General features: G+C 50.4%; 23 protein-coding genes. 9 read left to right on the top strand and 14 right to left on the bottom strand.

What is annotated here, in order from left to right; genetic code table 11:
* Positions 1–81 precede the first annotated feature (81 nt).
* The 10 genes from UNDKW_RS10430 to trpS form a co-directional block, all read right to left on the bottom strand.
* Positions 82–786: a sensor histidine kinase gene (locus UNDKW_RS10430; protein WP_162058633.1), complete on the bottom strand. Its 705-nt coding sequence runs from the start codon at positions 784–786 to the stop codon at positions 82–84.
* 23 nt (positions 787–809) lie between these two features.
* Positions 810–2018 carry an MASE3 domain-containing protein gene (locus tag UNDKW_RS10435; RefSeq protein WP_162058634.1) on the bottom strand — a complete coding sequence of 403 codons (1209 nt, stop codon included), beginning with the start codon at positions 2016–2018 and terminating at the stop codon, positions 810–812.
* 142 nt (positions 2019–2160) lie between these two features.
* On the bottom strand, positions 2161–3000 hold the full coding sequence (locus tag UNDKW_RS10440; protein WP_162058635.1) for a universal stress protein: 840 nt from the start codon (positions 2998–3000) through the stop codon (positions 2161–2163).
* Between the two features lie 108 nt (positions 3001–3108).
* Complete coding sequence (locus tag UNDKW_RS10445; protein ID WP_162058636.1) at positions 3109–3996, bottom strand: helix-turn-helix domain-containing protein; 888 nt, start codon at positions 3994–3996, stop codon at positions 3109–3111.
* Positions 3997–4026: 30 nt separating this feature from the next.
* Entirely contained in the window at positions 4027–4410 is a 384-nt protein-coding gene (locus UNDKW_RS10450) for a response regulator (protein WP_162058637.1), read from the bottom strand.
* A gap of 212 nt (positions 4411–4622) precedes the next feature.
* Positions 4623–5264 carry a response regulator transcription factor gene (locus UNDKW_RS10455; RefSeq protein ID WP_162044555.1) on the bottom strand — a complete coding sequence of 214 codons (642 nt, stop codon included), beginning with the start codon at positions 5262–5264 and terminating at the stop codon, positions 4623–4625.
* Between the two features lie 125 nt (positions 5265–5389).
* Positions 5390–5845, bottom strand: a complete 456-nt coding sequence (locus UNDKW_RS10460) for a universal stress protein (protein WP_162058638.1) — start codon at positions 5843–5845, stop codon at positions 5390–5392.
* A gap of 130 nt (positions 5846–5975) precedes the next feature.
* Positions 5976–6860 (bottom strand): dienelactone hydrolase family protein, encoded by an 885-nt coding sequence (locus UNDKW_RS10465; protein ID WP_162058639.1) that lies wholly within the window; start codon positions 6858–6860, stop codon positions 5976–5978.
* Positions 6861–8087 carry a winged helix-turn-helix domain-containing protein gene (locus tag UNDKW_RS10470; protein WP_162058640.1) on the bottom strand — a complete coding sequence of 409 codons (1227 nt, stop codon included), beginning with the start codon at positions 8085–8087 and terminating at the stop codon, positions 6861–6863.
* A 53-nt stretch (positions 8088–8140) separates the two neighbouring features.
* The gene (trpS, locus tag UNDKW_RS10475; RefSeq protein WP_162058641.1) at positions 8141–9160 is read right to left on the bottom strand and encodes a tryptophan--tRNA ligase; all 1020 of its coding nucleotides are present in this window, start codon (positions 9158–9160) and stop codon (positions 8141–8143) included.
* Positions 9161–9459: 299 nt separating this feature from the next.
* Here trpS and hemC point away from each other — a divergent pair, with 299 nt between their 5' ends.
* The 5 genes from hemC (at position 9460) to ppa (ending at position 14221) form a co-directional block, all read left to right on the top strand.
* Positions 9460–10407, top strand: a complete 948-nt coding sequence (hemC, locus tag UNDKW_RS10480) for a hydroxymethylbilane synthase (RefSeq protein WP_255431538.1) — start codon at positions 9460–9462, stop codon at positions 10405–10407.
* Positions 10408–10418: 11 nt separating this feature from the next.
* Positions 10419–11192 (top strand): uroporphyrinogen-III synthase, encoded by a 774-nt coding sequence (locus UNDKW_RS10485; protein WP_162058642.1) that lies wholly within the window; start codon positions 10419–10421, stop codon positions 11190–11192.
* Complete coding sequence (locus tag UNDKW_RS10490) at positions 11189–12349, top strand: uroporphyrinogen-III C-methyltransferase (RefSeq protein WP_162058643.1); 1161 nt, start codon at positions 11189–11191, stop codon at positions 12347–12349. Before UNDKW_RS10485 ends, UNDKW_RS10490 begins: the two co-directional genes overlap by 4 nt.
* A 4-nt stretch (positions 12350–12353) precedes the next feature.
* The gene (locus UNDKW_RS10495) at positions 12354–13550 is read left to right on the top strand and encodes a heme biosynthesis HemY N-terminal domain-containing protein (protein WP_162058644.1); all 1197 of its coding nucleotides are present in this window, start codon (positions 12354–12356) and stop codon (positions 13548–13550) included.
* A gap of 134 nt (positions 13551–13684) precedes the next feature.
* Entirely contained in the window at positions 13685–14221 is a 537-nt protein-coding gene (ppa, locus tag UNDKW_RS10500) for an inorganic diphosphatase (RefSeq protein ID WP_162040995.1), read from the top strand.
* A gap of 91 nt (positions 14222–14312) precedes the next feature.
* Here ppa and UNDKW_RS10505 read toward each other — a convergent pair whose 3' ends face one another.
* Together UNDKW_RS10505 and UNDKW_RS10510 are read right to left on the bottom strand one after the other, a co-directional pair.
* Positions 14313–15353 (bottom strand): serine/threonine-protein kinase, encoded by a 1041-nt coding sequence (locus UNDKW_RS10505; RefSeq protein ID WP_162058645.1) that lies wholly within the window; start codon positions 15351–15353, stop codon positions 14313–14315.
* 31 nt (positions 15354–15384) lie between these two features.
* On the bottom strand, positions 15385–16566 hold the full coding sequence (locus UNDKW_RS10510) for a GNAT family N-acetyltransferase (protein WP_162058646.1): 1182 nt from the start codon (positions 16564–16566) through the stop codon (positions 15385–15387).
* Between the two features lie 26 nt (positions 16567–16592).
* Between UNDKW_RS10510 and UNDKW_RS10515 the strand changes: the two genes are divergently transcribed.
* The 3 genes from UNDKW_RS10515 (at position 16593) to UNDKW_RS10525 (ending at position 19792) form a co-directional block, all read left to right on the top strand.
* The gene (locus tag UNDKW_RS10515) at positions 16593–18206 is read left to right on the top strand and encodes an NAD+ synthase (protein WP_162058647.1); all 1614 of its coding nucleotides are present in this window, start codon (positions 16593–16595) and stop codon (positions 18204–18206) included.
* A 57-nt stretch (positions 18207–18263) separates the two neighbouring features.
* Positions 18264–18602, top strand: coding sequence for a P-II family nitrogen regulator (locus UNDKW_RS10520; protein WP_110253085.1), 339 nt, complete (start codon positions 18264–18266; stop codon positions 18600–18602).
* 92 nt (positions 18603–18694) lie between these two features.
* The gene (locus UNDKW_RS10525; protein WP_370529129.1) at positions 18695–19792 is read left to right on the top strand and encodes an ABC transporter substrate-binding protein; all 1098 of its coding nucleotides are present in this window, start codon (positions 18695–18697) and stop codon (positions 19790–19792) included.
* Between the two features lie 60 nt (positions 19793–19852).
* On the opposite strand, the gene UNDKW_RS10530 is transcribed toward UNDKW_RS10525, so the two are convergent.
* Positions 19853–20488, bottom strand: coding sequence for a Smr/MutS family protein (locus tag UNDKW_RS10530; protein ID WP_162058648.1), 636 nt, complete (start codon positions 20486–20488; stop codon positions 19853–19855).
* 23 nt (positions 20489–20511) lie between these two features.
* A complete protein-coding gene (gene trxB / locus UNDKW_RS10535) occupies positions 20512–21456 on the bottom strand; it encodes a thioredoxin-disulfide reductase (protein ID WP_162058649.1) in 945 nt (314 codons plus the stop codon).
* A gap of 272 nt (positions 21457–21728) precedes the next feature.
* Between trxB and UNDKW_RS10540 the strand changes: the two genes are divergently transcribed.
* Positions 21729–24068 (top strand): DNA translocase FtsK, encoded by a 2340-nt coding sequence (locus tag UNDKW_RS10540; protein ID WP_162058650.1) that lies wholly within the window; start codon positions 21729–21731, stop codon positions 24066–24068.
* The last annotated feature ends 54 nt before the right edge of the window (positions 24069–24122 follow it).

The raw sequence follows: 24122 nt of genomic DNA on the forward strand, positions 1-24122 counted from the left end.
TCGGATGCTACCGCATCTTCCCATTCAAACCAATTTAGCTTCTGTTGCACTTCTTATTTGAACTCGCGTTGATTTATTGAATTAACTTAATGGCAAATTGATTTTCAGTTGCGTTCCTTCTCCTGGCTGGCTGTCAACCAGAAATTCGCCGTGCATGGCTTTGACGCGTTCACGCATGCCAACCAGGCCAAAAGAACGTGATTTACGCATCTCATCTGCCTCTATGCCTTTGCCATTGTCGATAATGCTGAAGCTCAGTGAGTCCGGGCTACGTTCGAAAGTAATTTGCACTTCTGTGGCATCTGCATGCCTGACTACATTCGTCAGCGATTCCTGGACGATACGGAAGATTGCTGTGCTGTGCGCATCGTCGAGTGTCAGTTGCTCTTCGTTTGCCAGCAGGTCGCAGGTAATGCCATGGCGCTGGGAAAAATCTTTTTGCAGGGTCTGCAAGGCAAAATAGAGTCCACCTTCATCCAGTGCGCGCGGCCTGAGGTCGGTGGCGATGCGTCTCAGTGTGGTAATTGAAGTCAGAAGCAGTTGATCCATGCTGTTGATGGTTTGCTGGGTCTTGCCTGTCAACACACTGTCTCTTTGCAGCAGCGATAAATCCATGCGCAACGCGGCCAGTAACTGGCCGAGATCATCATGCAGTTCGCGGGCAATGTGCTTGCGTTCTTCCTCGCGTATGCTTTGCAGTGCTGATGATAACTGTGTCAATTCATCGTGATAAAGTGCCATTTTTTCTTTGGCGACCTTGCGTTCGGTAATGTCGCGGAAAATCACGGTGTAAAAACGTTTGCCATTTTCTATCTGGCTGGAAATTGAAGCCTCGATGGGAAATTCTTCACCATTGGATTTGACGCCGGTGACATAAAAATCATCAAAGTTCCCCCCATCTTTCTGCGGGTTTCGCCAGTTTCACCAAACTGCTGTACATGTTTGCCATGTACCTTGCGGTGGCGCTCTGGTAATACAAGATCAAGTGAAGCCCCCATCAGATCATCAACTTCATAACCGAAAGTGGCAGCAGCGGCAGGATTGACGAGGATGATGGATTGCGATTCGTTGATGGTGATGATGCCATCGATGGCTGTATCTATCATGCGGCTCAGACGTTCTCGCTCTATGCTGAGCTCCTCTGCCGAGCGGGCCAGATTCTGGCTGGTTTCTGCCAGACTGGCATAAGGCGTATGGATATTCACAGAGACCATGCCACGATAAATGGCAATGGCTGCCATTAACTGGAACACATGGCCGATGGCGACGAAGACATCATTGCCGTCAGCATAGATGGCAAAATACACCTCTGAAACGGCCAGCAGGATAGCCGCAAGAAACAGGGGCGCACGTTCTATTTGCAGGCGCTCAGCTTGCTTACCAGGTCCAGCAGAGCCTGAAATGGCCTTGCCCCGTTTGTTCAATTGATAGGCTGTGAACAGATTGATGGCGATCAGACCTGCTTCACAGGCTATTTTGAAAGAAGTTTGCCCTTCACCCTGGATATAAGTTAGCGGCAGCAGATGCGGCAGTGCGAACACCATCATCATCCATCCGGCAGTTGCTATCAAGCCTGCAATCAAGACGAAATAAGCTTGGGCCGGGCTGACTTCTGAATCCTCAGGGGCCAATGTCAGGCCAAGCAGCGTAGTGGCAATGAATGAGCGTGACAGCAGCCAGAACAGCAGGGACTTGTGCATGTCCTCGGCATCTGGGAAGCCGGGCATGCCCTGGAAACTGATTGCATGCATGAAGCCCAGAATGGCAGTGCACAAGAACGCGACAGCCAGGATAACGCTGCTCTTTTTCCTGGCGCCGCCAAAGGCATTCCAGCAAACGATGAATACCGAAGTGAAAATCACGATGGTGATCGTTTCCAGCACGGTATGTACAGGCAGGGGTGCAGGCATCTGTATGGTGGACAGGGTTGCGTGGTTCAACCATAAAATGGCTGACAGCAAGGCCAGCAAACCTGCTATCCATCGTGCTTTTACCATACCGGGATAATCATTAGCCATGTGATTTAGCTTTATTAAAATGAGACCATTATTCTAATTCGTAAATGCCCGGTTAAAGCTTGAGTGCCCGGCTATAAAAAATAAAATGACACTCCTTTTACAAGGAGTGTCATTTGCCAGGCTTGAGATCCCGACGATTAGTTTAATGTGACATCAGCACTGGCAGCGTCATACTTTGCAGGATGGTTCTGGTAACCCCACCCATGATCATTTCACGGAAGCGCGAATGACCGTAGCCACCCATGACCAGCAAATCATTGTCCTGATCGTGTGACAGCGACAATAGTGCATTACCGATATCGGTAGATGTTTTATGCACGCCAACTTCTACCTTGATACCGTGTCTTGCCAGGTACAGGGCAATATCGGCACCAGGTTGCTCGCCATGACTGTCAGGTACTGCCTTGGGATTGAAGATTGCGACATTGACCATGTCGGCGCGACGCAGCAGGGGGATTGCATCGGTGATCGCGCGGGTAGATTCACGGCTGGCATCCCAGGCAATCAGGGGGCGTTTTGCGACTGTCGTGAAATCACCTACATAAGGAATGATCAGGATGGGGCGGCCTGAATTCATGATCAGGTATTCAGGGAAATCAGGCAATACCGAGGGCGAGGGCTCGTCACGATTGGTCTGGCCTATGACTACCAGGTCGCTATACCTTGCTTGCAGGCCAACTCCACCACCGGCTTCATCATTGGCGATCATGCTTTCATAAGAATTGACGCCTAAAGCCTGGGCTTGATGGTTAAAGTTGGCGACAGCTTTTTCTGCGCGTTCCCTTAAAAAATTCAGATGTATGCTCAGATTGGGATCGTTGGCACTGATATTGCCATCCTGATAGATAAAACGGGAAACACCGGTGACGGCAGTTCCAGTCAGATGGGCTTCGTCAGCCTTGGCAATTTCTGCCGCAACACGGATACGGAAGTTGGAACGTTCAGATTCATCGACATGAACCAGTATGGTTTTGTATGGCATGTTTTACTCCTTGATGTGAAATCCGGGAAAGAAAACAAATACAAGTTCAGCCATCTTTTTGCCATGGCAAACATGGCAAAAAGATGATGCTACTTGTTAAAGCTTACACTAATTTAAGGCGACAGCAACTTCTTTGCCCCATTGCGGCAGCAAATTCTTACCAACTAAAGCCGACACTTTTTCGCTGACCTTGATGCGTGCCTTGGCTGGTGGCAGGCGACGCAGGGTTTTCAGCGCGGGCACATCGTTCAGGGCGATCTGACGCTGATCTACGCTGATCAGACCCATTTCGTTGAAGGCTGATAGAGTGCGGCTAACAGTTTCCAGGGTCAGGCCCAGGTAGCTGCCTATCTCATGTCGTGTCATGCGCAGATTGAAGGACTTGCCAGAATAACCCAGTTGGCTGAAACGTTCACCGAGTGTCGTCAGGAAGCGGGCAACCTTGGCTTCAGCACTCAGTGCGCTGAGCATGCCTATCATGATTTGTTCACGCACCAGCTCGCGGCTCATGACGCTGAACATGGCTTGTTCCAGTTCTACATAGGTGCGGCCCAGTGCAGAGAATGTTTTATAGGGCAGCAGTATGATGTCACAGTCGGACAGGGCCACTGCTTCCGAAGCGTGGTGCTGGTTGTGTATACCATCTATGCCGAGCAAATCGCCTTTCATGGGGAAGCTCAGGACTTGTTCGTTACCGTATTCGTCAAGCAGTACCGTTTTCAAGAAACCTGAATTGACGATGTAAAGAGTGTCAAAATCCTGGCCTATGGTATGGATTCTCTGACCAGCTTTGAAGCGTACATGCTGGAACAGTACTTCTTCATCTGCTGACGCAGCTGGGGTAGGGATGCGCAAGAGTTCGCATACTTCACGCAGGTTGGACCAGAGATTGCCATGACAACGCCAGCCAGCTTCATTGGAAATGGCCGGGAAGGCAGTTTTGCTGGTAACTGAAGGCAGGCTGCTTGTACTGGTGGTGAAGGCTGCTATAGTCATGATATTTCCCTTGTAATGTAAGGACACTGATTAATTGATTTGATGATTTGAATCTGGTTGCTGCCAGCGCAGCAGATAATCTTGTAACAGGCTAAAGTCCGTCGATTTATCAAGGAAGCCGTCTGCGCCAGCCCGCATTGCATGCAGACGGTTGTCTTCAGTTACATGATTTGTCAGTACTACAACTTTAATACTGGGCTTGCTTTGCTTGATATTTTTCAATAATTGCAGACCGTTGCCGTCGGCAAGCTGTATGTCGAGTATCAAAGCGTCTGCGTCATTGCCCAGCAGTGCCTGATAAGCGCTACCCATGTCGCTTGCCACTCCCAGTACATGCATGCCAGGCACTTCTTCGACTAACCGTATCAGGCGGTTCTGAATCAGGACTGAATCTTCAAGGATGTACAGGTTCATTTGTAAATGCTGTGCTTGTTTGCTTAGGCTCTATTATCGTAAGCATGGGCTTTGATTTAAATCAGGGGATGCTGATTTGAAGTGTCAGATTTGGCGCTGCCGTTGTAGGAATATTCCTAGACGGCGATTTGTATGGACTGATGAGGCGCAGGGCATCCTGCCCTCAGGGCCTGCTCTGGAATATTGATGTTCAGGAAGGGCGAGGGAGTATTTCAGGCCTGCGGCTGCAGGAGGTGGTGTGCTACCGCGTATTGCACGAGGTCAGACAGGTTGCTCATATTCATTTTTTGCATGATACGGGTTTTGTGTGTACTGACGGTTTTTACGCTCAGATGCAGGATTTCACCAATTTCGGTGATGGACTTGCCTTTCACCAGGTGGGTGAATACTTCAAATTCACGGTCAGACAGGCTGGTGTGTGGCTGGCTGTCATCTGCAGGCATGGCGCTCATGGCCAATTGTTCGGCCACTTCTATGCTGATGTACGGGCGCCCGGAAGCAACCTTGCGCAAGGCGGTGACCAGTTGCGTCCCTGCACTTTCCTTGGTCAGGTAACCGCGTGCGCCAGCACGTATGGCACGCACGGCATATTGTTCTTCTTCATGCATGGTCAGTATCAGGATGGGCAATTTGGGAAATTCATCCTTGATCTGGCGTATCAGGTCAACGCCGCTACGTCCGGGCATGGACAAGTCCATGAGCAAGACATCAAATTCGGTATTACGTACTTTTTCCAGTGTATCGAAACCATCAACTGCTTCGGCAACTACCTGTATGTCTTCTATGCCATCAAGTATGCGTTTCAGTCCTTCACGCATGATAGTGTGGTCGTCGGCAATCAGGATGCGGGTCATAGGGGCAATAGGGCAACAATGCGTGTTCGGTGGTACACCGGCACTTTCTTGTGCCAGTGCAAAGTTAGCCACTATTGTACTGTAGCCTGACGCCGGATGTGTTCCGGCGGTGGCTTATTGACGATTTAGTGATGCTTTATTCTATGTACCAGCACAGGTATCAGGCAAAGTGACAAGACCTTGGTAGTGACACTGCCGAGGATGAATTGCCCCAGACCGCTGCGGCCATGTGAACCCATGAAGATCAGGTCGCAGGCATATTCTTGCGCAGTGTGGACGATTTCCTTGGCCGTGGAATCATTGAATTGTATGACTTCCTGATAGGGCAGGCCAGCGGCGGCAGCGGCCTCCCTGACGGGTTGCAGATAACTTTCAGCCAGGGTCTGCATGGCAGCCTGATATTCTTCTTCAGTTGGTCCATTGGGAGGAAGTATGTCCACATAGAGTGGATACTGATAGTTGCCCGCAACAAAAACGGCGACGACTTCTGCCTTTAATTGCTGGGCAAATTCCAGCCCTGCTGCAACACAGGCATGTGACAGTTCAGAGCCATCGGTGGGTAACAAGATTCTGGAGTACATATCCTGCGCCTTTCATCGTTGAACTTGAAACCAGTATGCTTTCTGATTGTTGCACCAGCTTTGATTTCAAACAAGGTATTTGATGAATTATTCAGCAAGCATAGGGTGGTTTTTTGGATTTATGGCGCACTCATTGTGCGCCCAAGTGCTGGTTAAAAAACAGCAGCATTTCTTTGTAGGCAAGTTCTTTGGCTACCGGGTTGCTGCCTGTCGTCACGCCTTGTCCCGGATGCACGCCATTCGGCACATCCATGCGTTTGCGTACTGGCAGGTCTGGCGCATCAAAATCATGATAACTATCGGCAAAGACGCTGACCTTGACAGGCGAAGGCGCGAGCATTTTTTCAAAGCTCAGGCAAGGGGCAGCAGGTGTCCAGTCATCTTCTGCGCCTATAAGTATCAACAAAGGTGACGCCAGGCGATAAGCAGGACGTGCTTTCAGGTAGCCCTGGCAGCCTGGATAAAAAGCTACGGCTGCCTTGGGATAAAGATCATCCTTGTCTGCCGCTTTATGGGCCGTATTCAGGGAGTTCAGCGTGGTAGAACCACCATTCGACCAGCCGAGAAGGGCTATGTTTTTTGCATCAACAGTAGCTTGCTTGCCTATCCATTGCAAGGCGGCTTGCACATCCAGACGGCGGTTGTTGGTGCTGATATCGCGGTTTTTGTAGGTGCTGCTACAGATGCTATTTGTGCCGCGCGGGCGAAAACTGTCAGGCATCAACACGTTGTAACCGTTCTCCTGCAATAGCCTGGCCATATCATGATGCCTGGCATTCAGTTCCTGTTCATGTCCCTTGCGAGTGCTATACAAGCCACCGCAACCATGCAGGGCTATGACAGTCGGTGCACTGCCAGCATTGCCGCTGGCATGAAACCAGAGGGCCTCAAGCTCGACAGCGTGGCCGTTTTGTATGTCCAGACTGGGGAAGCTTACTTTTTCAGGAGCTTCACCAGCCATTGCCATAGGGCAGGCCAGCAGCAGGCTGATGAAGAATGCGTATCGTGGAGACATTTAAATCAGTGCCTCTAACAATGGTATCAGCTCCGCTGAGCTGCACCATGTCAATTGCAGATCATGGCATTCGTGCCATGTGGCGAATTCGCGCAAGGTCTTTGCCAAATCAGCCGCCAGTGCTTGAGAAGCGCGTACGCCCGGTTCGAGATGCAGGGCCTTGATTTCCAGTATGCCTTCCTTGCGATGAGCTTTGGCATCCATGCGCCCGATCAGGGCGCCCTTGCGCAAGATCGGCAGGGTGAAATAGCCATAACGCCGTTTTGGCGCTGGCGTATAGCATTCAAGTTTATAGTCAAAATCAAACAGATCTATCGCGCGTTTTCTGTCCCACACCACCGGGTCAAAAGGTGAAAGGATACGGGTGGCGGTAGCTTTCAGTTTGTTTTCGCCTGCCTGTTTCAGCAAATCGAGGCGATCGGGATGCGCATAAAACATGGTCTCGTGCTGATCAACCGTAACAGGTATCAATAAGCCTTCTTTGACCAGTTGTGTTGTCTGGTTGCTGGCATCGGGTTTGCCCATGCGGAAATAATCGCTGATCCAGTTTGCCTTGCAAATACCAAGCGCGCGGACGGATTGCAATATCTGTGCGCGCTCGCAATGCAGGATGGGTTTCAGATGTTTTTTGTCATTCCACTTGGGATGAACGCGTTCCCGCAGATCATAAATACGCTGGAAATTATGGCGTTTGGCGACCATCAGTTCTCCGGTCGTGAACAGCACTTCCAGTGAGCGTTTTTCCGGCTTCCATTCCCACCAGCCACCACTTTTGCCATCAGTGCGTTCAAAGTCTGCCGAACGGCTGGCACCATTTGCGTGGATATGCTGGCGCACAGTTTCTACCTGGGCAGCATTTTCTTTCAGCCACTTGTGATTATATTTCCAGCCCAGACCCTGTGGTGACACCATCTGATGCCGGTACAGGCCATAGTCTTCTATCGGCAAGAAGCAGGCCTCATGCGACCAGTATTCAAACAGATGGCCTTCTTCCAGCAATTCATGCAGCCATGCATGAGGATAATTGCCCAGACGGCTCCACAGCACCAAGTAAGGGCTGCGCGCAACCACGCTGATGGTGTCAATCTGCAGCGCCGACATATTGCGTATGCAGGCCAGCACATCCTGTTTGCCAGCCTTGCGCGGCGAAGGATTCAACAAGCCCTGTGCGGCCAGATGCAGGGCGCGAGCGGAACTGAGTGTCAGATGGAAATCAGTTGCGCTCATAAAATTTTCGCCCAGGATAACAGAGAGAACCGGGGGTTCGAATCCCCCGCAGATCAGAAGTGTTTCAAGCCGATTGCTGCCCTGACTTCATCGGTAGTTTGCGCAGCAATCTCACGCGCCTTGCGTGTGCCTTCCTTGAGTACTTGCAAAACCTGGCCACGGTCCTTGGCAAATTCTTCACGGCGTTCACGTATCGGTTTCAATAAATCCTGCAAGATGCCTTCCAGGCGTGCCTTGACGATGCTGTCACCGAGGCCGCCGCGCACGTAATGGTCTTTCATTTCTTGCAGGCCGGCTTTGTCTTCATCGAAAGCGTCGAGGTACATAAAGGCAACATTACCTTCCAGGTGGCCAGGGTCAGCTACGCGCAGATGCAGCGGGTCGGTATAGACATTGCGCACTGCTGCCTTGATTTCGGCGGGTGAAAAATTCAGGTTGATAACATTACCCAGTGACTTGCTCATCTTGGCCTTGCCATCCACACCAGGCAGGCGGCCAATTTCAGGCACCAGGGCCTGGCATTCCACCAGTATCTCTTTATTTGCCAGACGGTTGAAGCGACGGACTATTTCATTGGTCTGTTCTATCATCGGTATCTGGTCTTCGCCGACCGGTACCAGGCTGGCCTTGAAGGCGCTGATATCTGCTGCCTGGCTGACAGGGTAAGTCAGAAAGCCAGCAGGGATGTCGCGCTCGAAATTGCGCAGGGCGATTTCCTGTTTGATCGTCGGATTGCGTTCCAGGCGCGCTACCGTGACCAGATTGAGGTAGTAGAAAGTCAATTCAGTCAATTCAGGAATTTGCGACTGGATCAGGATGGTTGATTTGGCCGGGTCTATACCAACGGCCAGGTAATCAAGCGCCACTTCCATGACATTGTCATGGACTTTGGCAGGGTTTTCCATATTGTCGGTCAGGGCCTGGGCATCAGCCAGCATGATGTATTGCTCATACTGGTTCTGGAATTTGACGCGGTTGCGCAGGCTGCCTACAAAATGGCCAAGGTGCAGGGGGCCGGTAGGGCGGTCGCCCGTCAGTATCAGGTGTTTTTTATCTTCGGTACCAGGGAGCATGCTGAATCCAGTTGGGTGATGCGGTGAAAAATAGCTAGTATACGTAAAAAAGCCGCTGAATCATGAACGGCATGACGTATATCAAGGCGTGTTCTAAGGCTATGATGCCGTTTTCAGGCTGACTATGTCAAGTTTGACCAGATTTGATGTGCTTCTATCCCCATTCTGCCGCTGCATTTAATTTAATTCACTCAAAACTATCATCTTGTCATCTGAATTACTTATAAAGTCATTTCCTGCAATGATAAAATCGTGCCTGGTTTTTGTATCCCGCTTTTACAGTTGAAAGTAGCCTTATCTTGACATCTTCAAGTTCTAAAAAATTGATTATTGCCTCACGCGAAAGCCGTCTGGCGATGTGGCAGGCCGAGCATGTGCGCGACCGCCTGGCTGCGCTGTACCCTGATTGGCAGATAGAGATTTTGGGCATGACGACCCGTGGTGACCAGATACTGGACCGCGCACTTTCCAAAGTGGGAGGTAAAGGCCTGTTCGTCAAGGAGCTGGAAGTCGCCATGGCAGAAGGCCGTGCTGACCTGGCCGTGCATTCTCTCAAGGACGTACCCATGGATTTGCCCGAGGGCTTTACCCTGGCGGCCATTCTGGAACGTGAAGATCCGCGCGATGCCTTTGTTTCGAATGACTATGCTGGTCTGGATAGTTTACCTGCTGGTGCAGTCGTTGGTACCAGCAGCTTGCGTCGTCAGGCCCTGATTTCTGCACGTTACCCGCATCTGGTGATACGGCCTTTGCGCGGTAATCTGGATACCCGCTTGCGCAAACTCGATAATGGCGAATACGCTGCCATCATCCTGGCTGCCGCCGGCCTTAAACGCCTCGGCGTACCTGAACGCATACGTGCCTGCCTTGATCCGGAAGAAAGCTTGCCAGCCGCAGGTCAGGGGGCGATGGCGATAGAAATACCGGATAAGCGGCCAGAGCTGCAAGCCATGCTGGCTGCCTTGAATCATACCGAGACTGCACAGGCAGTGACGGCTGAGCGTACTGTATCCAAGGCTTTTGGTGGCAGTTGCCAAATCCCGCTGGCAGCATTTGCGACAGTCAGTCAGGGGCAGATGCAGATTCGGGCCATGGTGGCGACGCCAGATGGCGCACGCATTGCCAGGGCAGAAGCAACAGGGGCTGCAGACCAGCCACAGGAGCTGGGCTTGAAGCTGGCACAAGCCTTGTCTGCACAGGATGCAGAAGCCATACTGGCGGTTTGCAAAGCCCAGATCACAGAGTGATATAAGCCGGCATGCAGAATCACAAGGTCATACTGACGCGCCCACTTGCACAGGCTCAGGATTTTGCCCGGCAAGTAAAGGCCATGGGGCGTGATGTGGCGCATTTCCCTTTGCTGGAGATAGCGTCGCTGGAGGACAATACTGCCCTGATCACCCAAATAGGACAATTGCAGGACTATGCCCTGATTGCCTTTGTCAGTCCGAATGCGATAGAAGCTTTTTTTCGTCATGTGGTGAGTTTGCCAGCAAATCTGACTTTTGCAGTAATGGGGGAGGGGAGCCGGGCAAAGCTGGCCGAATATGGCGTGAATGACCAGACTGCGACCATTTTACGTCCGCGTAATCTGTTGAAGACGGATTCTGAAACCCTGCTTGCCGAACTGGATCTGAATGCACTGCGTGGCCAGAAAGTATTGATCATACGTGGTGAATCAGGCCGGGAATTATTGGCCGATGCCTTGCGTGCACATGGTGTAGAAGTGGTGCAGGTGGCCGCTTATCGCAGGGTAAAACCAGTACTGAATGATGAAAATGAAAAGTATTTAACACAATTGCTAGAAGCCGGGAATGACTGGGTTATCACCAGTTCCGAGGCTTTGCGCAATTTGTGTGACTATGTAGAGGCGTTGAAATTAAATAGTGGCGTGGCAAAAATGCAACGACAACATTTGCTGGTGCCACACAGCCGTATCGAAGAAACCGCACGATCTCTGGGGTTTCTGCACATAACCTTAACAGCTTCTGGCGACGAACAACTGCTTGTCGCGTTACAATCTCGTCTATGAGTGAACAGCAATCAAATCCCGACGCCGTCGTGACGGCAAATCCTGTCGATGCCCAGGCGCGACAGCCTGCACCAACTTTACCTGCCGAAGCTGCGAAGGAGCCTGGTTGGGCCAGTCCGGCTTACCTGGTATCTGGTGTGCTGGCGGTTTTACTGGCAGCTAACTGGTGGTCTTCACAAAATCAGATCAGTGCTTTGCGCGAAGAGGTCGCCAAACGCCTTTTGACTGCAGACACCAATAGTAGTGAAACCAAGGTCTTGGCGCGTAATGTGCAAGAGACTGCCAAGGAAATCCAGTCCAAGGTGATTCTGCTCGAAGGTAAACAATCTGAAGCGCAAAGCCAGCAACTGGCCTTGGAGCAGTTGTATCAGGATTTGTCCAAGAATCGTGATGACTGGGCGCTGGCAGAGATAGAGCAGGTACTGGCGACCGCCAGCCAGCAATTGCAACTGGCCGGTAACGTGCAAGGTGCACTGATTGCCCTGCAAAATGCCGACGGCCGCCTGGCGAAATCCGACAAGCCACAATTTATTTCCATACGCCGCGCGATTGCCAAAGACATAGAAAGACTGAAGTCTTTGCCTGCACTGGATTTGCCTGGCGTCGCATTGCGCCTGGATAGCGTGATTGCCCAGATTGACCATATCCCATTATGGTCCGATGAAAAATCTGTGGTATCCGCCACGCCACCAAAGGCCCCGTTGCGCGTTTTGCCAAAATCTTCAGTCACTGCAAAAACAGAAAAGAAGACTGTCGACGATGTTGAAGAAATTAGCTGGAGCATGCGCCTGCAAGATGGCTGGCAAAGTTTTTCCAGCGAAATGTGGAATGAAGTCAAGCAATTGATACGCGTGCGCAATGTAGAAACGCCGGACGTGCTGTTGCTGACACCATCACAATCTTATTTCGCTCGTGAAAACCTGAAGCTGCGCCTGTTGAATGCAAGGCTGGCGCTGTTGTCCAGGAATGAAAGTATCTTCAGAAGCGACATGATTGCTGCACAAGATGCCATCGCCAAGTATTTTGACACCCGCGCCAAGCAGACCCAGACTGTTCAGGCCTTATTGCGTCAGGTGCAGGGTAGCAATCTGTCGATAGAAATGCCGACTCTGGGTGAGAGCCTGAATGCGGTGCGTAACTATAAAGTGAAGCCATAAGAGTATGCGTATCTTTATCCGGCTTCTGATTCTGTTTGCGCTCGCTGTTGGCTTGGCCGTGGGCGCACGTTATAACCCAGGGAATGTGGTCCTGTTCTTTCCGCCTTACCGGATAGACTTGTCACTGAACTTCTTCCTGTTCCTGCTGCTGGTTCTTTTTGTCGTTATTTATCTGGTCATGCGTGCCATTGTTACGACCAGGAAAATGCCGCGCAAAGTTGCCCTGTACCGGCAGAATAAGCGCGAAAAAGATAGTAACAAGGCCTTGCGCGAAGCCTTGAAAGCTCTGTTCGAAGGCCGTTTTGGTCATGCCGAAAAAGCCGCCATGCGTGCTACTGACTTGCCTGATAACGCTGGCGTTGCTTCACTGATCGGTGCGCGTGCTGCCCATCACATGAGCCAGTATGAGCGGCGCGATTCCTGGTTTGCCGGTCTTGAGCAGGATGGCGCTTATAAGGTCGCCCGTCTGGTGAGCATGACCGAGTTGCTGGTCGATCAACACCAGCCTGGCAAGGCACTGGAAGCGGTGCGTGAACTGAATGCCAATGGTACTCGCCACATCCAGGTCTTGCGTTGGGCCTTGAAAGCGAATCAGCAGGCACAGAAGTGGCAGGAAGTATTAAAGCTGGTGCGTACACTGGACAAGCATCGCGCCCTGCATCCGGCACTGTCGCAGCGTTTGCGTGAATTGGCGTATGAAGATCTGTTGAAAAACCAGGGGCACGATGCAGAATCCCTGCGCCGGGTCTGGTATGAAATTCCACAGGCAGAACGCAAATCTGCTTTCATTGCAACAACTGCCGCTACAGCGTTCAACTCGCATGGCTTGTTTGACGATGCCCGTGGCATAGTTGAAAAAGCATTGGCAGAGGAGTGGGATGAGCGCCTGATGCGTGCCTACCGTGATGCCGCAGCCTCAGAAGGTTCCGCTGCCTTGTTATCACAAATTGAACATTGTGAAAAATGGTCAGAGCAGCATCCGACTGACCCTGAACTGGCGTTGACACTTGGTACACTATGCCTGCGCCAGAAATTATGGGGCAAGGCCCAGAGACATATGGAGCAGGCCTTGTCTGATGCAGTTGATCCACGCACCGTGCGGGAAGCTAATCTGAAGCTGGCACAATTGCATGAGGCGCTGGGTCAGGCAGAAGAAGCTGCCAGCCATTATCGCCAATGTGCGATGGCTACCATGTTATGAGTAAACGGGTCGTATAAAGTGGCTGAAAGTTAAATTGTCATGCTGCCCTGTTGCGGCGCACAATTCTGCCTTGAAAAATTATATAATCCCGTTCAAACCATTTCTTCTATTGATACTTATACAGAAAGTGCAAGATGAGCTTGAATAAAGTACCAGCAGGTCGTGATCTGCCAAATGACTTCAATGTTATTATCGAAATTCCTATGAACGGTGATCCGATCAAGTATGAAGTCGATAAAGACACTGGCGCTCTCTTTGTTGACCGTTTCATGGGTACTGCCATGCATTATCCTTGCAACTATGGCTATGTGCCACAAACACTGGCTGGCGACGGTGATCCGGTTGACGTATTGGTCATCACGCCTTTCCCGCTGATTCCTGGCGTAGTCGTGCGTTGCCGTCCTATCGGCATCCTGAAAATGACAGATGAAGCCGGTAATGATGCCAAAGTATTGGCGGTACCAGTAGATAAAATCCTGCCTATCTACACACACTGGCAAAAACCTGAAGATCTGAACGAACTGCGTCTGCGCCAGATCCAGCATTTCTTTGAGCACTACAAAGACCTGGAAAAAGGCAAATGGGTTAAAGTTGAAGGCTGGGGCGGCCCGGACGATGCCAGGGCAGAAATTTTGGCTGGCGTAGAGAATTTCAAAAAAGCTGAAGCTTAATAGCCAGTAGTTTCTTAAAACAAAAAAAGGTGCGGTCAATCGCACCTTTTTTGTTTTTGCTGAAATATTCAGCGAATATCTTTGCCAGCTTCTATGCCCTGTGCATCAGATAAGCGGCCACGCCGATGACGGCTGCGATCAATGCCACCCAGCTCAGCCATGAGCCCACATGCCTATCCCCTTCATTTTTGTAATCGCTGGTATCGTTGCCTTGCTTTTGGCGTTTGCGTTTCAGTTTTCTGTCGCGCTCAAGAAATTTTTCCAATGCCAAAGACATTTCAGCGGCACTTTCATAACGTGCTGCAGGGTCTTTTTGCATCGCCTTCATGACAATTTTTGATAGTGAGTCTGGTATGCTGGGACGAATTTCAGAAGGATATTTCGCTACTTTATTTACAATCTGTTGCAATAATTTGTCTACATCTTGCGACTGAAATGGCTTTTGACCGGTCAGCATTTCATACATGACCGTACCCAGCGAATATACATCCGTCAGGGCATTGACAGGTTTGCCATTGGCCTGCTCCGGTGACATGTAGTTGGGCGTGCCCAGAATATTATTGTTGAACAGAGTGTGGGCCTGTTCCCTGGTTTCATCGAGCACACGATTTGGTGCGCGGGCGATGCCAAAATCCACCACCTTGGGTTGCTGGTTGGGTAAAACAAAGATATTGGCGGGCTTGATGTCGCGGTGTATCACGCCATTGCTATGGGCGTAGGCAAGCGCTTCAGCAATCTTTTGTATGATGTTCGCAGTCTCTATGATGTCGAATTGTTTGCCCTCTGCCAGGATATGTCGCAAATCCTTGCCCTGGAGAAATTCCATCGCGATAAATGTTGTGCCACCCTCACTGGAAGCATCGAATATCGTCACGATATTTGGGTGGGATAATCTGCCAGCTGCGCGTGCTTCATTGATAAATTGCTGCTCGCGTTGCTTTTTGTCGGCGGCATTGTTGCCTGCACTAAATATTTTAATGGCGACATCGCGGTCTATGACAGGATCGTGGCCCAGATATACCGCGCCATTTGATCCCATGCCCAGACGTTCGCTGAGATAAAAGCGTCCGACGCGTTTGCTTGGCAATGCAGCAGGTGGTGCATTCGGTGTCGAGAGAAAGTTATTTTGCATGGCGACAGGATGCCTTGAACGAAGCAAAATTTCAAGTAGCGCTTACTTCAATGTGTTTCAGCGCTTTGTATGGTGTGTGTTGATGTAACTCATTTAAATATAGCTCAATATCTTGTGTTTCACGTACAAGGAAATTTGATACTGCGTCAAAAAATTCTGGATGACTCAGGTAATGTGCAGACCAAGTCGTGGTAGGCAGAAAGCCGCGTGCCATTTTGTGCTCGCCTTGGGCTCCACCTTCGAAAATCGCAATTTTTTCCTGTATGCAAAAATCGATGGATTGGTAATAAGCGGTTTCAAAATGCAGGCAGGGATGTGTTTCCAGGCAACCCCAATAGCGGCCATACACGCGCTGCTGATCATGAATGAGTAAGGATGCAGCGATCTTATTGCCGTCTCGCAATGCAATAACAAGATGGATGTTTTCTGGCATGGCACGACCTATGCGCAAGAAAAAATCCAGATTCAAGTATGGCGTTGAGTGATGTTCTTCATAAGTCTGGTCATAACAGCTTTTGAAAAAGCGCCAATCGTCTTCTTGTATGTCTTTGCCGCGCACATGCTGGAACTGTATGCCAGCTTCCTGCACTTTCCTGCGTTCGGCACGAATATTCTTGCGTTTTTTCTTGTCCAGTGTATCCAGAAAATCATCAAAACATTGGTAGCCCTGGTTTTCCCAGTGAAACTGCACGCCTTTACGCAAAAGGTAGCCTTCTTCATTAAGCATGCGCGCCTGATCTTCCGGCAAGAACAGCAAATGGCTGGAAGAATATTCACCGGCCTCTTGTAGCTCCTGCAGGGCAGCGATCAAGGCCCCTTGTGCTGCCGTATTGCGTGCGAGCAGGCGGCTGCCCGTGATGGGAGAGAAAGGGATGGCGGACAGCAGCTTGGGATAATAATCGTGGCCATGCCGCTCAAACGCCCTGGCCCAGGCCCAGTCAAACACATACTCGCCATAGGAATGGCTTTTTTCATACAGCGGCATCGCAGCTTCAAGCTGCTCTCCATCCCAGATGGTAATAAAACAGCTTTGCCAGCCAGTTTTTTCAGTGGCAGACCCTGACTCTTCCATGGCGCTCAAAAATGCATACGATAGAAATGGATTGGCAAGCGTCTGATCTGCAATCAGGCTGTCCCATGATGATTGCGCTATCTCGCTCAGTGAAGTAACGATACGCATGCGATAATGTGGGGCTGGAGATTCAGATTTCATTTTCGATTTAATACAGATTTGCAAATATGACCGTAAAAGTTGCCATTGCCCAGATGAATAGCGTTGTCGGTGATCTTGCCGGCAATGCTGCCCAGATCGCAGAATATGCCCGCCGTGCCGCAGAGCAGGGGGCAGACATACTCGTCACACCGGAATTGTCCCTGGTAGGTTATCCACCAGAGGATTTATTGCTGCGCCAGGCGTTTTATCATGATACCGCTGTCGCACTCGATACCTTAAAGAAACAGCTTACGCTATTTCCCGGCCTTGCGGTTTTGGTCGGTCATCCGGGTGAGGCCGATGGTAAACGGTATAATGCTGTTTCTGTGCTGCAAGATGGTGTGGTATTGGCAAGTTATTTTAAGCGTGATTTGCCAAATGATATGGTGTTTGATGAAAAACGCTATTTTTCATCAGGTAATCAGGCTTGTGTATTCGCTATCAAGGGCGTGAATTTCGGCATCAATATCTGTGAAGATACCTGGCTGCCAGATGCGCCCGCACAAGCCAGGCAGGCCGGCGCAGAAGTGCTGCTGGTGCCAAACGGTTCACCCTATCACATGGGCAAGCAGCATCAGCGCTACGATGTCATGCGCGCCAATGTGATCTCTCAGGGCTTGTCCCTGGTGTATGCCAATCTGGTTGGTGGTCAGGACGAATTGATTTTTGATGGTAATTCATTTGTCATGGATGTCCAGGGTCAGATTTGCGCTCAAATGAAGCATTGCGAAGCTGATTTGCAAGTAGTCGAATTTGACGGCGCACAACCTTTGAATGCTCGCGTGGAAGCGGCCTTATCGCTGGAAGCCGAGGTTTATCAGGCACTCGTCATGGGCGTGCGTGATTATGTAGGCAAGAATGGCTTCCCCAGTGTATTGCTGGGTTTGTCTGGCGGTGTTGATTCTGCCCTGGTGCTGGCAATTGCAGTCGATGCGCTGGGTGCAGACAAGGTCAGGGCGATCATGATGCCTTCACCTTATACTGCCGATATTTCATGGCAGGATTCGCGTGATATGGTGGCACGCATAGGTGTGCGCTACGATGAAATCGCCATCAGCGATTGCTTCAGCGCATTCCGTTCTACCCTGAGCCAGGAATTTGCTGGCTTGAAGGAAGATACCACCGAAGAAAATATACAGGCCAGGATACGTGGCACACTGTTGATGGCCTTGTCGAACAAATATGGTTCCATCGTTTTGACGACGGGTAACAAGAGTGAAATGGCAGTTGGTTATTGTACTTTGTACGGTGACATGGCAGGTGGCTTTGCCGTTATCAAGGATATTGCCAAAACCCTGGTATATCGCCTGTGTGCCTATCGCAATACCCTGTCAGCCGTAATACCCGAGCGGATACTGACGAGGGCGCCATCAGCTGAATTGCGACCTGATCAAAAGGACCAGGATTCTTTGCCGCCCTATGACATTCTGGACGGCATCATGGCCATGTATATGGAAGAAAACAAGGCGCGTGCCGAGATAGTTGCGGCAGGCTATGCGGCAGAGGATGTGGAACGCATCACGCGCCTGATCAAAATTAATGAGTACAAGCGGCGTCAAGCGCCCATAGGTATCAGGATTACCCATCGCGCTTTTGGGCGTGACTGGCGTTATCCTATTACTTCGAAGTTCAGAGACTAGTTTGATCCGTATTAATTATATTAATCGTATTAACCGTAACAATTTAAGGAGAGGGAAATGAAACAGATTACCGCTATCATCAAACCATTCAAACTCGACGAAGTGCGTGAGGCACTGGCAGACGTTGGTGTGACAGGATTGACTGTGGTCGAGGTAAAAGGTTTTGGCCGTCAAAAGGGGCATACGGAACTGTATCGTGGCGCTGAGTATGTGGTCGATTTCTTGCCCAAGATCAAGGTGGAAGTCGTAGTAGATGACAAGATTGCCGACAATGTAGTCGATGCAATTATTAAAGCAGCCCATACCGGCAAGATCGGTGATGGGAAGATTTTTGTACAAAATGTGGAGCAGGTAATACGTATTCGCACTGGCGAGACGGGTCCTGATGCGGTTTAAATATGACGATGTTTAAGAAGTTTGCAGTAAATGAATTTGTTGGTGTTTCAAAAGCAAGAGCAAAAACAAAAATAGGGGTGGCACTGGTGTTGATGGCGATGGCAAATGCCCAAGCCGAAACCGGTGTCACAGATAGAAAAATTTTATTGGGGCAGTCAGCTGCATTTTCCGGCCCTGCAGCACAACTTGGCTTGCAGCTCAATTCAGGTGCCAAGACTTATTTTGATCAGGTCAATGCTGCTGGTGGTGTATATGGCCGCAAGATTGAAATCATACAAAAAGATGATAAGTATGAGGCAGATCTGGCGGCTACCAATACCAAGGCCCTGATTGAAAACGATGGTGTATTTGCTTTATTTGGCTATGTAGGTACAGCCACCAGTAATGCAGCCTTACCCATTTTCACGCAAGCAAAAGTCCCTTTCTTCGCACCTTATACCGGTGCACAATCCTTGAGAGAACCTCTCAACCGTCAGATTTTCAATATCCGGGCAAGTTATAACGACGAGACTGAATATCTGGTCGATCGTCTGGCTAATCTGGGAACAAAAAATATCGCCGTCTTTTACCAGAACGATGCTTATGGCAAGGCAGGTCTGGCTGGTGTGGAGCTGGCGATGAAGAAGAGGAATTTGCGTATAGCTGAGATGGCAACAGTGGAAAGGAATAGCACTGATGTCTCAGCTGCTGTTGCCAAGCTCTTGCCAAAACGGCCAGATGCCATCATACAGATCAGCACCTATGCGGCGAGTAGTGCGCTGGTCAAAGAAATGCACAAGGCTGCCTATACAGGCATGTTTTACAATGTGTCTTTTGTCGGTAGCCAGGCTCTGGCAGATGCGCTGGATAAAGATGGCGTTGGTGTCGTGATTTCACAGGTGGTTCCATTTCCATGGTCACCGTCAATACCTGTGGTTGCCGAATACACGAAAAGTATGGAGAAGGCCGGAAATAAAAATCTGAATTTTTCCAGCTTCGAAGGTTATCTGGCTGCCAAAGTATTTGTGGAAGGCTTGAAACGCGCCGGCTCAGGTCTCACCAGAGAAAAACTGGTGTCTGCACTGGAAAGTATCAACCGCAGCAGCTACGACGCCGGTGGTTTTGATGTGAGTTTTTCGCCCTCGAATCATAATGGTTCAAAATATGTTGATATGACCGTTATTTCGAAGGACAAGAAGTTCCGCAATTAAGTTTGCTATGCCTGAGCCCCGGTTCATCGGGGGCTCAGGCTGTATAGCCATCAGCCATCGTCAAGATTTCAATAGCACGATCAAGGCACCAGAGCCACCATCAGCCGCAGTCGCCTGGCTGAATGCCAATACTTCATCTTTCTGTATCAACCAGTTCCTGACTTTTTGCTTCAGTACAGGTTCCTTGTTGACAGAGCCCAGACCTTTGCCATGAATGATGCGCACGCAACGTGTGCCATTGCGCATGCACTTGCGCAAAAATTCTCCCAGACTGTCCCTGGCTTCATCACGGCGCAAACCATGCAGGTCAAGTTGTGCCTGTATGACCCAGTGGCCCTTGCGCAGCTTCCTGACAACATCCTGACCTACGCCTGACCTGGTATAGCTCAGGTTTTCATCGGTTTCCAGCAGGGAGTCAGCGTCAAACTCATCCGACAAAGATTCCTGTAGCGCTGCCTGTTCATCTGCAATGTGTTGAAATGGCAGGGGTTCAAGGCGAGCTGGGGCAGGGTGATGTTTCACCGAGGTTTTTAAAACCTCTACCTTGCCTACGCTGGAGCGAAAAATATTCGCCTCTTCTCTGGCTTTCTTTTCCCGTTCCAGACGTTCTGCCTCTGCACGTTGTCGGCTTTCTTCCTGTTGCTTTAATTGCTGGCTGAGTGACTTCAGGTCAGCAAGGTTTTTAAAAGACGACATGCTTTACATCCTTGGCGTTTGACTTATTCTTCCAGGAAGCGCTGTGCATCCAACGCTGCCATGCAACCTGTACCAGCACTGGTAATCGCCTGGCGATAGATATGATCCTGTACGTCACCAGCGGCAAACACACCTGGTACATTGGTGGCTGTTGCCATGCCCTCGGTACCGGTACGGGTTTTGATATAGCCATTCTTCATGTCGAGCTGGCCATCAAAAATGCTGGTATTTGGTTTGTGACCAATCGCGATGAATACGCCATGTAAAGTAATTGGAGTAATGGTTCCATCCGCAGCCTTGACATTAATGCCTGTCACGCCAGAGTCATCACCAATGACTTCATCCAGCGTATGGTTCCATTTGACTTCGATCTTGCCTTCAGCAACCTTGGCCATCAGACGGTCAATCAAGATTGCTTCGGCACGGAATTTGTCGCGACGATGGATGACGGTAACCTTGCTGGCGATATTCGACAGGTAGAGGGCTTCTTCCACCGCTGTATTACCACCACCAACGACAGCCACTTCCTTGCCGCGGTAAAAGAAACCATCGCAAGTTGCACAGGCAGACACGCCTTTGCCCATGAAAGCCTGTTCAGATGGCAGACCCAGGTATTGGGCGGAGGCACCGGTAGCGATAATCAGGGAGTCGCAGGTGTATTCTGCCTGGTCGCCGATCAGGCGTATCGGTTTTTCATCAAGCTTGGCAGTGTGGATGTAATCAAAAATGATTTCTGTATTAAAGCGTTCTGCATGCTGCAAAAAACGCTGCATCAGTTCCGGGCCTTGTACACCCATGGGGTCGGCTGGCCAGTTCTCAACATCGGTGGTGGTCATCAACTGGCCGCCTTGTTCTACACCAGTGATCAGTACAGGTTTCAGATTGGCGCGCGCAGCATACACAGCAGCGGAATAACCTGCGGGGCCAGAGCCAAGAATTAATACGCGGGCATGTTTGGGTGTGGACATAGCAGACCTGATAAAAAAGTTGATGATGAGCTGAATTGCAGATAATAGATGGCGTTTTTCATGCAAATTTCAAGTTTTTTGCTGATTTTGCATCGCTATCCTGAGGTAAGCCTGAATTATAGACTATCCTCCTAGTGGTCGTCTTCCTGCCGTGGTGCGCCAGACGGACATATCTGTTTCAACTGTTACAGTGCACAAGTTTGGCGCATACACGGCTTCATGCTATCTTGTCAGCTTTTGATAGCTGTCCGAATGAGGTTGCTCTCTGTTTTATGACTACTGGTAACGAAGCTTATACTCGAAGCAAGAAAACTGCAGCACCTGCAGCGCCACCTAACCGCTTTCTGGTCCTGTTGATGGAAGCGAAATGGATAGCTCTGGCCGCATTTTGCATTTGCCTGATACTGATCATGGCAAGCTACTCCACGCAAGACCCGGGTTGGTCAAGGTCAGTGGATATCCCTCGCATACATAATATTGCTGGCAAATTCGGTGCCTGGCTGTCTGATGTGCTGTTTTATGTATTCGGCATTTCGGCATGGTGGTGGTGCATATTCGCCTGCCGCCAGGTATGGATTTCCTATAGCAGTCTGTCACAGAGGGTAAAGCTCAATCCTGAACCGGAAGCGGATGTCGGTTTTTCTGAAATCCTGGTCCGTAATATTGGCTTTGGCCTGTTATTGGCTGGCAGTATGGGCCTGGAATATTTGCGCATGCACAGCCTCAAGGTGGCTTTGCCGCTGGGGCCGGGCGGCGTGCTGGGTGAGTTGATAGGTAAGGCCGGTTTTGCGGCGCTGGGCTTTACCGGTGCGACCCTGGCATTACTACTGATGATCGCTCTGGGTATCAGCCTCTACTTCCACGTATCCTGGCTGACCATCGCAGAGCGCATAGGCGCAGGTATAGAATGGGTGTTTGTGTTTGTGCAAAACAAACATGCCGATGCCGAAGACCGGCGTGCTGGTCAGACTGCCGCCGTCAAGCGTGAAGAAGTTGTGGTGCAAGAGAGAGCCAAGATCGTCGAGGCTGCACCAATACGCATAGAGCCGCAGGTAGTCGCTGTGCAGCGCTCTGAAAGGGTGGAAAAAGAAAAGCAGGTATCCCTGTTCAATGAACTGCCGGACACCAATCTGCCGCCTTTGTCTTTGCTGGATGAGCCGCCACCAGTGCAAGAAACTGTCAGCGTACAAACCCTGGAATTCACCAGCCGCCTGATAGAAAAAAAACTCTCAGACTTTGGTGTCGATGCCAAGGTAGTGGCAGCTTACCCAGGCCCTGTGGTTACCCGCTATGAAATTGAACCTGCTACTGGCGTCAAGGGTAGCCAGATCGTTAACCTGGCGCGCGACTTGGCGCGGTCATTGTCACTGACATCCATACGTGTGGTTGAGACCATTCCAGGTAAAAATTACATGGGCCTGGAATTACCAAATCCCAAGCGCCAGATTGTACGTCTGACCGAGATTTTGGGCTCCAAAGTCTATAACGACAGCTCATCAAGCCTGACAGTGGCATTGGGCAAAGATATAGGCGGCCTGCCTATTTGTGCTGATCTTGCCAAAATGCCACATTTGCTGGTCGCGGGTACCACAGGTTCTGGTAAGTCTGTGGGTATCAATGCCACCATCCTGTCGCTGCTGTACAAGTCTGACCCGAATGATGTGCGCATGATACTGATTGATCCAAAAATGCTGGAGATGTCGGTGTATGAAGGCATACCGCATTTGCTGGCACCCGTGGTCACTGATATGCGGCAGGCGGGCCATGCTCTGAACTGGGCGGTGGCAGAGATGGAGCGCCGTTACAAGCTGATGTCCAAGCTCGGTGTACGTAATCTGGCTGGCTATAACGCCAAGATTGCCGAGGCAACGCGTAAAGAGGTACATATCCCCAATCCGTTCAGCCTGACGCCAGATGCGCCAGAGCCCCTTGAAAAACTGCCAACCATCGTCATTATCATTGATGAGCTGGCTGATTTGATGATGGTGGTTGGTAAAAAGGTAGAGGAATTGATTGCCCGTATTGCGCAAAAAGCGCGTGCTGCGGGCTTGCACCTGATACTGGCAACTCAAAGGCCGTCGGTCGATGTGATTACTGGCCTGATCAAGGCGAATATTCCTACCCGTATCGCTTTCCAGGTCAGCAGCAAGATAGATTCGCGCACCATTCTTGATCAGATGGGGGCAGAAGCCTTGCTGGGTATGGGTGACATGCTCTACATGCCACCAGGTACTGGCCTGCCTGTGCGTGTGCATGGCGCTTTTGTCTCGGATGAAGAAGTGCATCGCGTCGTCGAATATTTAAAAGCCCAAGGTGAGCCAAATTACATAGAAGGCATACTCGAAGGCGGCACGCTGGAAGAGGGCGGTGAAGCCGGTGGCGAGAGTGCTGGTGCAGGTGGTGGCGAATCAGACGCCTTGTATGACCAGGCTGTTGCCATCGTACTCAAGAATCGCCGTGCCTCTATCTCACTGGTACAAAGGCATTTGCGCATAGGCTATAACCGTGCTGCCCGTTTGCTGGAACAAATGGAGCAAAGTGGTGTCGTATCTACCATGCAGTCCAACGGTAACCGGGAAATCCTGGTTCCTGCCGGGAATACATCTGAATAAAGCAACAGAATAGCAGCGACAGAATAGGATAAATCAGTGAAAAAACAATCAAAC

This window comes from Undibacterium sp. KW1 (genome assembly GCF_009937955.1).
In the GTDB taxonomy this organism is placed as follows: domain Bacteria; phylum Pseudomonadota; class Gammaproteobacteria; order Burkholderiales; family Burkholderiaceae_D; genus Undibacterium.

Coding starts and splice junctions, on each gene's coding strand:
- UNDKW_RS10435 (WP_162058634.1), bottom strand. CDS start 2,018: ATGGCTAATGATTATCCCGGTATGGTAAAAGCACGATGGATAGCAGGT.
- UNDKW_RS10440 (WP_162058635.1), bottom strand. CDS start 3,000: ATGCCATACAAAACCATACTGGTTCATGTCGATGAATCTGAACGTTCC.
- UNDKW_RS10445 (WP_162058636.1), bottom strand. CDS start 3,996: ATGACTATAGCAGCCTTCACCACCAGTACAAGCAGCCTGCCTTCAGTT.
- UNDKW_RS10450 (WP_162058637.1), bottom strand. CDS start 4,410: ATGAACCTGTACATCCTTGAAGATTCAGTCCTGATTCAGAACCGCCTG.
- UNDKW_RS10455 (WP_162044555.1), bottom strand. CDS start 5,264: ATGACCCGCATCCTGATTGCCGACGACCACACTATCATGCGTGAAGGA.
- UNDKW_RS10460 (WP_162058638.1), bottom strand. CDS start 5,845: ATGTACTCCAGAATCTTGTTACCCACCGATGGCTCTGAACTGTCACAT.
- UNDKW_RS10465 (WP_162058639.1), bottom strand. CDS start 6,860: ATGTCTCCACGATACGCATTCTTCATCAGCCTGCTGCTGGCCTGCCCT.
- UNDKW_RS10470 (WP_162058640.1), bottom strand. CDS start 8,087: ATGAGCGCAACTGATTTCCATCTGACACTCAGTTCCGCTCGCGCCCTG.
- trpS (WP_162058641.1), bottom strand. CDS start 9,160: ATGCTCCCTGGTACCGAAGATAAAAAACACCTGATACTGACGGGCGAC.
- UNDKW_RS10485 (WP_162058642.1), top strand. CDS start 10,419: ATGCAGAATCACAAGGTCATACTGACGCGCCCACTTGCACAGGCTCAG.
- UNDKW_RS10490 (WP_162058643.1), top strand. CDS start 11,189: ATGAGTGAACAGCAATCAAATCCCGACGCCGTCGTGACGGCAAATCCT.
- UNDKW_RS10495 (WP_162058644.1), top strand. CDS start 12,354: ATGCGTATCTTTATCCGGCTTCTGATTCTGTTTGCGCTCGCTGTTGGC.
- ppa (WP_162040995.1), top strand. CDS start 13,685: ATGAGCTTGAATAAAGTACCAGCAGGTCGTGATCTGCCAAATGACTTC.
- UNDKW_RS10505 (WP_162058645.1), bottom strand. CDS start 15,353: ATGCAAAATAACTTTCTCTCGACACCGAATGCACCACCTGCTGCATTG.
- UNDKW_RS10510 (WP_162058646.1), bottom strand. CDS start 16,566: ATGAAATCTGAATCTCCAGCCCCACATTATCGCATGCGTATCGTTACT.
- UNDKW_RS10515 (WP_162058647.1), top strand. CDS start 16,593: ATGACCGTAAAAGTTGCCATTGCCCAGATGAATAGCGTTGTCGGTGAT.
- UNDKW_RS10520 (WP_110253085.1), top strand. CDS start 18,264: ATGAAACAGATTACCGCTATCATCAAACCATTCAAACTCGACGAAGTG.
- UNDKW_RS10525 (WP_370529129.1), top strand. CDS start 18,695: ATGGCGATGGCAAATGCCCAAGCCGAAACCGGTGTCACAGATAGAAAA.
- UNDKW_RS10530 (WP_162058648.1), bottom strand. CDS start 20,488: ATGTCGTCTTTTAAAAACCTTGCTGACCTGAAGTCACTCAGCCAGCAA.
- trxB (WP_162058649.1), bottom strand. CDS start 21,456: ATGTCCACACCCAAACATGCCCGCGTATTAATTCTTGGCTCTGGCCCC.
- UNDKW_RS10540 (WP_162058650.1), top strand. CDS start 21,729: ATGACTACTGGTAACGAAGCTTATACTCGAAGCAAGAAAACTGCAGCA.